Source organism: Terriglobales bacterium, assembly GCA_035624475.1.
In the GTDB taxonomy this organism is placed as follows: domain Bacteria; phylum Acidobacteriota; class Terriglobia; order Terriglobales; family Acidobacteriaceae; genus DASPRL01.
In genome coordinates this window covers 1-7,325 of record DASPRL010000137.1, presented here as the reverse complement: position 1 = coordinate 7,325, position 7,325 = coordinate 1, and the positions used below count along the sequence as shown (strand labels likewise).

Below are 7,325 nucleotides of genomic sequence, written 5' to 3'. Positions count from 1 at the left end.
CTCGTCGCCCACCACCGAGCAGTTGCACTGCAGCATCCCCACCGGAAAGATCTCGTGGATCATGCGGCTATGGTAACAGGCGGATGTAGCGCTGGCGGCCCCCGGCTGTCGTGGCGGCATGTTGCCGCCACAACCACTTGGTTACGCGATGACGAATGGGAACAAATCCACCTCGTCGTGTGTCTGTCTGCCCAGGGGCATGGGGGTCGAGGAGGCGGTTCCCATGGCCATGACTACGTCCACCGGCAAAGGTCCGTCGGCGGAGATGAACGTCACCCCCATGATCGACGTCCTGCTGGTGTTGATCATCATCTTTATGATCATCAGCCCGCTCGCGCCCCGGGGCGAAGATGCGCAGATCCCGCAGCCCGATCCCCATCCACAACCCGAGCCGCCCGAGCGCGTGCGCACGCTCGTGGTGCAGTTGCTGCCGGGCGCCGGCGATCACCCGCGAGTCGCCATCAACCGGCAAGAAGTTCCCTGGGACGACCTGCACGACCGCCTCTTCGACATCCTGAAGCGTCGCGCCGAGAAGGTCGTCTTTGTCATGGCCGACAAGGACGTCGAGTTCGAGCCGGTGGCCCAAGTCATCGACATCGTTCACCAAGCGGGCGCGAACAAAGTGGGATTGATGTCAGAGCAGGGAATGACCGGCCGCTGACCCGCCGCGCACAGGAAGAAAAGCCCTCCCGCTGGAGCGGCTTTTCGCATCTTGCCGCCGACCGGCGACTGGCTACTTCGTCGGGGCGGGCGACTGTGCCGGTGCGGGGCTCGGCTGCGGCGCCGGCTGGGTGGCCGCCGGCTTCACCTTCTCCAGCACCGAGCCGCCCGGCGCCTTGCGCGCGTCGTAGATGGTCAGCGTCAGGGAGGTCAGGATGAAGATCACCGTGACCCAGGCGGTGGCCTTGGTGAGCAAGGTGGCGCCCGCCCGCGGCCCGAAGGCGGTCTGGCTGCCCTGGCCGCCGAAGGCGGCGGCGATGTCGCCGCTGGTGCCGCTCTGCAGCAGCACCACGATGATCAAGAACAGGCACACAATGACGTGCACGATGGTGACCAGGTGCATCACGATACTCAAAGTTGCGGGACTCATAATGACGGGGACGCGCTCGCGCCCTTTCCAAACCTCGCTTCCTGGGATCCGGCCCGGTGGCTCTGGTGCGGAAGGGGGGACTTGAACCCCCATGCCTTTCGGCGCCACCCCCTCAAGATGGTGTGTCTGCCAATTCCACCACTTCCGCACGTTCCATCCCGGCGGCCGCGCGCGCTCGTCGCCGCGGTCATTTCGGAGGGGATTTTATTATAGCAAACGCCCGCTCTCCGCTTCCCGGTCCATGACGCGCCCATGCCGGTCACCGTCCCGTGTGAGCCAAGTCACAGCCGGCACGGACACAGGCCGGCATACTGGATGCATTGGGACTGCATCCCGGGCAGTCCTGACTCTCTTCATGGGCCGCCGCCGCGCAACCCGCGCCAAGATGGTCTTGCCCGTGCGCGTCTGGGGCATGAATGCCCTGGGCAAGCCCTTCACCCAGCTCGCCCACACCCTCGACATCACCCCGACCGGCGCCCGCCTGGCCGGCTTCCACTGCGAACTCAATCTCGACGAGGTCATCGGCATCCAGTACCGCCACCGCAAGGCCCGCTTCCGCGTGGCCTGGGTGGGCCGTCCCAAAGCCGCGGGCGACACCCTGATCGGCGTGCAATGCCTGGAGCAGGACAGGAACATCTGGGGCCTGGAGCTGGAGGAGAGCGGGCAGCAGGACGAGTACGAGCCCGCCGCGCACCGTCCCGAGCGCGGCCACGAGCGCCGCAACCAGGCCCGCTTTCCCGTCGCCGGCGGCGTCGAGGTGCGCCGCCCCTTCGCCGACGGCAGCCTGCGCGGCTACCTCGCCGACCTCAGCCTCACCGGCTGCTACGTCCAGACCCCGGAGCCGGTGCGGGTGCAGAGCCCGCTGCGCCTGCTCATGAAGATCGCCGACATCGAATTGGACTACCGCGGCGTGGTCCGCACCTGCCATCCCGGCGTGGGCATGGGGGTGGAACTCACCGAACCCGTCAACCAGGCCGACGGCGTGCGCCTGCGCTTCCTCCTCCAGCGCCTGCTCAAGGGAGAGATGCGCGCTGCCGCTCCTCCCTCCTCCAAGCCCGACAGCGCCCAGGTGGCCGGGCGCCTGCAGACCACCTGCAACCAACTGCGCGAGCTGGAGGAGGTGCTGAAGTCGGTGGAGGTGGACGCGCGCGTGCTGCGCCAGTTCCGCGAGGCCCTGGGCCATGCCCGCAACACCGCCTGGGCCATGCAGCGCTGGATCGAGTTGCACGCCCAGCAGGACGATCCCTTCACCGTGCACAGCTATCTCAATCGCGAGCGCATCCGGCTGGCCACCGAGATCTGCCGCACCCTCTGCCACGACATCCGCGTCACCGAGCCCAACCTCCCACCCTCCGAACTGGAAGGCCTGCTGGACGCGGTGGAGAATCTCTTCACCCAGCTCGCCGGCTTCAACGTGGGCCCCGCCGAAGCCGAGCCTGCCCCGCCGCCGGCTCTGGTGCTGGTGGAGAGGGCCCGGTCCGCTTCGCCGGAGGACGCGGCGCCCGCCGCCGGCCCCGACTTCCAGGCGGAGCCGCGGCCGGCGGAGACCGAGGTGGGGGAGCTGCAACAGCGCTTCGAACGGCAGCAGCACGAAGCCGAGCGGATCGCCGAGGCCGCCTCCCGCATGCTGGCGGCGGCGGAACCCTCCGCCGAGATCCCCGAGCTCACCCAGGCTTCCTTCCCGGAAGACCTGGAGCACGCTGCCTGAGCGACATTTCCGGCCATCGGACCGCGCCACGGTCCGATCCCCCGATGCTCTGGGTTACAATCCTCCCGCCATGAACTCCGATCCCGGCCTGCCCCTGCTGCGTCACACCCTGGCCACGCTCGCCTATCGTTGCGGCAAGACTCTGCGCGGCGCTCCCGCTTCCTTTGCCGGCTTCCAAGCCTCCTCCGCCACCCGCACTCCTGCCCAGATCCTGGCGCACATCGGCGACCTGCTCGACTGGGCGCTGCTGCTGGCCGACGGCAAGCACGCCTGGCATGACTCTCCGCCCCTGGGCTGGGAGCAGGAGGTGGCGCGCTTCTTCCGCGCTCTCCAGGCCCTGGACGCCCGCCTGGCCGCGGCTGCGCCCCTGGGCTTCCCGGCGGAGAAACTCTTCCAGGGTCCCATCGCCGATGCGCTGACCCACACCGGGCAGTTGGCCCTGCTGCGCCGCCTGGCCGGGGCGCCCGTGAAGGGCGAGAACTACTTCCGCGCGGAGATCACCGCCGGCCGCGTCGGCCCCGAGCAGGCCGCCCCCGCCCGCGAGTTCGCCTGAGGGGCGCGGGAGCGCGCTTCCGGCTTGACTCCCCGGCCATCAGAAGCTAACGTAGCGCGCACGCCTCCCCGATTTTTGCCGGTTTTGTACGCCCAGTCCGCGAGGAGCGGAGGGTGATGACGTACCCGAGCCTGGTTCGTCGCCACAAGCTTGCCCTGCTCGCCGTGGGCCTGCTGGGGGTGCGCGCCCTCACGTTGGCCGCCGCGTGGAACGGCCCGGGGGCCACGGTTCTCTCCATCCTGCTCGCCGTCGGCTTCAACCTGCTGGCGGGGATGGCCTGCCTGCTGGCGGCGCGCCGCTCCCACCGCTTCGGCGCCCAGTTCTGGACCCTGGTCAGCCTCTCCTTCTTCATGGCTGCCACCGCTGAGGCCTGGCTCGACACCTATACCAAGATCTTCCACGCCTCCTTGCCCGCCATCTGGCCCAGCGTCATCTTCTTCTTCCTCTTCTCGGTGCCGGTGGCCATGACGCTGCTGCTCGGCGAGGAGCCCGCCCGCGAGCGCGTCAACTGGGCCCAGGCCCTGGACCTGGCCCAGCTCGGCATCGTGGGCATCCTCGCCTACCTGGTCTTCTTCTACATCCCCTCCCTGCAGGAACTCTCGCCCCAGGCGCTGGCCAGGAAGGGCCTGGAGCTGCATCTGGTACGCGACGGCTTCCTGGCCGTGGCCTTCGCCGCCCGCGGCTTCCTGGCGAGGACCGGGGCCGGGCGCTCGCTCTTTCGCCGCCTGGCCGTCTTCTTCGTCGTCTACGGCGCGGCCGCGGTCCTCTATTTCTACGGGCGCAACCTCAATCTGGGAGAGGAAAGCCCGCTCGACCTGCTGGTCGCCGCCGCCCTGGTGCTGATGGTCTGGCTGGCTTCCACCTGGCGGGAAGAGGACGAGGCGGCGCCGCCGCCGGTTGCCCGCCGCAGCCGGTGGGAGGCCTGGGCGCAGTTGGCTCCTCTGATCTTCCCCTTCCTGGTGCTGCTCATGGCGTCGCGCCTGGGCGGCGCGCAGCTTCCTCTGGCCTGGACCGTGGTGGTGGCCTCCTTCGCCTGTTCCGCCGCCCGCATCGTCATCACCCAGCGCCGCCAGCAGCGCGCCGCCGAAGCCCTGCGCGTCTCCGAATCCAAGTACCGCGACCTGGTGGAGAACATCGCCGAGATCGTCTTTGCCACCGATACCGAGGGGAGAGTGACCTACGCCAGTTCCGCCGTCACCAACGTGGTTGGCTACCACCCCGAGGAACTCCTGGGAAGAAGCATCTTCGACCTGGCCCATCCGGAGGATGCCGAGGCCATGCTCCAGCGCTTCCGGGCCAACCTGGCGGGCGAGACCGGGCAGAGCGAGTGGCGCGTGTTTTCCAAGAGCGGACAGTTGCGCTGGCTGCGAGCCTCCGGCCGCCCCAAGTACCGCGATGGCCAGCTCATCGGCGTAACCGCCGTGGCCATGGACATCACCGAGCGCAAGGCCCTGGAAGAGCGCTTCCTCAAGGCCTTCCACGCCAGCCCCTCGGCCATGACCATCAGCCGCCTCGAGGACGGCCGCTACATCGACGTCAACGGGCGCTGGCTGCAGATGGTGGAGATGGAGCGCGAGCGGGTGGTGGGGCGGACCTCCATGGAACTGGGCTTCCTGACCGCCGACCAGCGCGCCGCCCTGCGCGCCGGACTCCAGCAGCAAGGCTCCATGCGCGACCGCGAGTTCCACTTCCGCTCCGGCGCCGGGCGCCCCTTCACCGCCCTCATGTCGGCCGAGCTGGTGGAGATCAACGGTGAGCCCTGCGTCCTGGCCGCCATCCAGGATGTCACCGCGCAGCGCCAACTGGAACTGCAGCTCCGCCAGAAGCAGAAGATGGAGGCGGTGGGACGCCTGGCCGGCGGCGTCGCCCACGACTTCAACAACCTGCTCACCGTCATCAACGGCTACAGCGAGATGATGCTGGACCGCCTCGGCCCCGACGATCCCCTCTACCCCCAGTGCGACCAGATCAAGTCGGCGGCCGAGCGCGCCGCTTCTCTCACCCGCCAGCTCCTGGCCTTCAGCCGCCAGCAGGTCATGGAACCCAAGACCCTGGACCTGAACGCCGTCCTCTCCCGCCTGGACAAGCTCCTGCTCCGGCTCATCGGCGAGGACATCGAGATCGTCATGCGGCCGGGCTCCGACCTGGGCTCGGTCAAGGCCGATCCCGGCCAGGTGGAGCAGGTCATCCTCAACCTGGTGGTCAACGCCCGCGACGCCATGCCTCGCGGCGGCAAGCTCGCCCTGGAGACCGCCAACGCGATGCTGGACGAGGACTACGTCCGCGAGCACGCCGCCCCCATCACCCCCGGCCCCTACGTCATGCTCGCGGTCAGCGACACTGGCGCCGGCATGGATCCCGAGACCCAGGCCCGCATCTTCGAGCCCTTTTTCACCACCAAGGAGACGGGCAAGGGAACCGGCCTGGGCCTGGCCACCGTCTACGGCATCGTCAAGCAGTGCAATGGCTACATCTGGGTGTACAGCGAGCCCGGCCACGGCACCACCTTCAGGGTCTACCTGCCGCGGGTGGAACGGGGCGCCGAGGCCCTGGAAGCCGCCGCTCCCGCTCCCCAGAAGTCCGGGACCGAGACCATCCTGCTGGTGGAGGACGACTGGCAGCTCCGCGACCTGGCCCGTTCTTTGCTCTCCTCGCTGGGCTACCACGTGCTCACCGTGGACAGCGCGGGCGAGGTCGAGGGCGTGCTCGGCCGCCACGCCGGAGCCATCGACCTGCTGCTCACCGACGTGGTCATGCCCGGGATGAGCGGCAAGGAACTGGCCCGGCGCGTCAGCCAGCGGCGCCCCGGCATCCGCGTGCTCTACATGTCGGGCTACACCACCGACACGGTCGTCCACCACGGCGTGGTGGAATCCGGCACCCACTTCCTGCAGAAGCCCTTCACCTCGACCTCGCTCGCCACCAAGGTGCGCGAGGTCCTCGACCACGCCCCCGCCGCGCGCTAGCCGGGGACAGTTCCTTTGTGTCCTTCGTGGTGAGCTTTTTGGTAGCGCCGGCGTCTCGCCGCCCCGCTGACCCCTGAGCCGACTCCTAGTACTTCACGATCTTGGCGAACGAGACCGCGTCCAGGCTGGCTCCGCCCACCAGCGCCCCGTCGATCTCCGCCTCCGCCATCAGCGCAGTGGAGTTCTCCGGCTTCACGCTCCCGCCATAGAGGATGCGCAACTGCTCGGCGAACTCCTTGCCGAACGACTTCGCCGCCTCCGCCCGGATGACCTCGTGGGCCGCCGCCGCGATCTCCGGAGTCGCGGTCTTGCCCGTTCCGATGGCCCACACCGGCTCGTAGGCCACGCTCATCTTCCCCGCTTTCCTGGCGGAGAGCCCGCGAAAGCCCACCGCGCATTGCCGCCTGAGCACGTCGTCGGTGATGCCCGCCTCCCGCTCCTCCAGTACCTCGCCCACGCATACGATGGGGGCCAACCCCGCCTCCAGCGCCAGCTTCAGCTTGCGATTCACTACGTCGTCCGACTCCGCGAAGTACTGCCGCCGCTCGCTGTGCCCCAGGATCACGTGGCTGCATCCCGCCGCCACCAGCATCCCCGCCGAGACCTCGCCGGTGTACGCGCCCTCTTTCTCCCAGAAGAGGTTCTGCGCTCCCACCGCCACATTCGAGCCCCGAGCCTCCTCCGCCGCGGCTGCCAGGCAGACGAAGGGCGGGCAGACCACCATCTCGTCGCGCGCGTGCCCCGCCACCAGCGGCAGGAGTGCCTTGAAGAACGCCCGCGCCTCCTCCGGCGTCTTGTACATCTTCCAGTTGGCAGCGATCAGCTTCTTTCGGCTCATGTTCCTTCTCGTGTGGCACAGGCGCCCTCGCCTGTGCGGGCTAGACGACTCGCTTCAGTTCTCTCTCCAGCGCCTGTGCCGTGGCGTGGTCGAAGGCCACCAGCCGCACCAGACGAACGTTCTTCAGCCCAGGCAACTCCTCGTACACGGTCTTCACCGCCACCTGCGCC

The 7,325-nt window shown here is 68.7% G+C and carries 6 protein-coding genes and 1 tRNA gene; 4 read left to right on the top strand and 3 right to left on the bottom strand.

The genetic code is table 11. From position 1 onward, the window contains the following. The first annotated feature begins 223 nt into the window (after positions 1-223). On the top strand, positions 224-661 hold the full coding sequence (locus VEG08_05925) for a biopolymer transporter ExbD (protein HXZ27522.1): 438 nt from the start codon (positions 224-226) through the stop codon (positions 659-661). 72 nt (positions 662-733) lie between these two features. Here the strand turns inward: VEG08_05925 and secG are convergent, their stop codons facing one another. Both secG and VEG08_05915 read right to left on the bottom strand, forming a co-directional pair. Then, positions 734-1,090 carry a preprotein translocase subunit SecG gene (secG, locus tag VEG08_05920; protein ID HXZ27521.1) on the bottom strand — a complete coding sequence of 119 codons (357 nt, stop codon included), beginning with the start codon at positions 1,088-1,090 and terminating at the stop codon, positions 734-736. A gap of 63 nt (positions 1,091-1,153) precedes the next feature. Further along, a tRNA-Leu gene (locus VEG08_05915) sits at positions 1,154-1,238 on the bottom strand. 207 nt (positions 1,239-1,445) lie between these two features. Here VEG08_05915 and VEG08_05910 point away from each other — a divergent pair. The 3 genes from VEG08_05910 to VEG08_05900 all read left to right on the top strand — a co-directional run bounded on the left by VEG08_05910 (position 1,446) and on the right by VEG08_05900 (position 6,317). After that, positions 1,446-2,798, top strand: coding sequence for a PilZ domain-containing protein (locus VEG08_05910; protein HXZ27520.1), 1,353 nt, complete (start codon positions 1,446-1,448; stop codon positions 2,796-2,798). A 70-nt stretch (positions 2,799-2,868) separates the two neighbouring features. Further along, positions 2,869-3,351, top strand: a complete 483-nt coding sequence (locus VEG08_05905) for a hypothetical protein (protein ID HXZ27519.1) — start codon at positions 2,869-2,871, stop codon at positions 3,349-3,351. Between the two features lie 116 nt (positions 3,352-3,467). Further along, positions 3,468-6,317 (top strand): PAS domain S-box protein, encoded by a 2,850-nt coding sequence (locus VEG08_05900; protein ID HXZ27518.1) that lies wholly within the window; start codon positions 3,468-3,470, stop codon positions 6,315-6,317. A gap of 85 nt (positions 6,318-6,402) precedes the next feature. Here the strand turns inward: VEG08_05900 and tpiA are convergent, their stop codons facing one another. Continuing rightward, positions 6,403-7,155: a triose-phosphate isomerase gene (tpiA, locus tag VEG08_05895; GenBank protein ID HXZ27517.1), complete on the bottom strand. Its 753-nt coding sequence runs from the start codon at positions 7,153-7,155 to the stop codon at positions 6,403-6,405. Positions 7,156-7,325: the final 170 nt, after the last annotated feature.

Coding starts and splice junctions, on each gene's coding strand:
- VEG08_05925 (HXZ27522.1), top strand. CDS start 224: ATGGCCATGACTACGTCCACCGGCAAAGGTCCGTCGGCGGAGATGAAC.
- secG (HXZ27521.1), bottom strand. CDS start 1,090: ATGAGTCCCGCAACTTTGAGTATCGTGATGCACCTGGTCACCATCGTG.
- VEG08_05910 (HXZ27520.1), top strand. CDS start 1,446: ATGGGCCGCCGCCGCGCAACCCGCGCCAAGATGGTCTTGCCCGTGCGC.
- VEG08_05905 (HXZ27519.1), top strand. CDS start 2,869: ATGAACTCCGATCCCGGCCTGCCCCTGCTGCGTCACACCCTGGCCACG.
- VEG08_05900 (HXZ27518.1), top strand. CDS start 3,468: ATGACGTACCCGAGCCTGGTTCGTCGCCACAAGCTTGCCCTGCTCGCC.
- tpiA (HXZ27517.1), bottom strand. CDS start 7,155: ATGAGCCGAAAGAAGCTGATCGCTGCCAACTGGAAGATGTACAAGACG.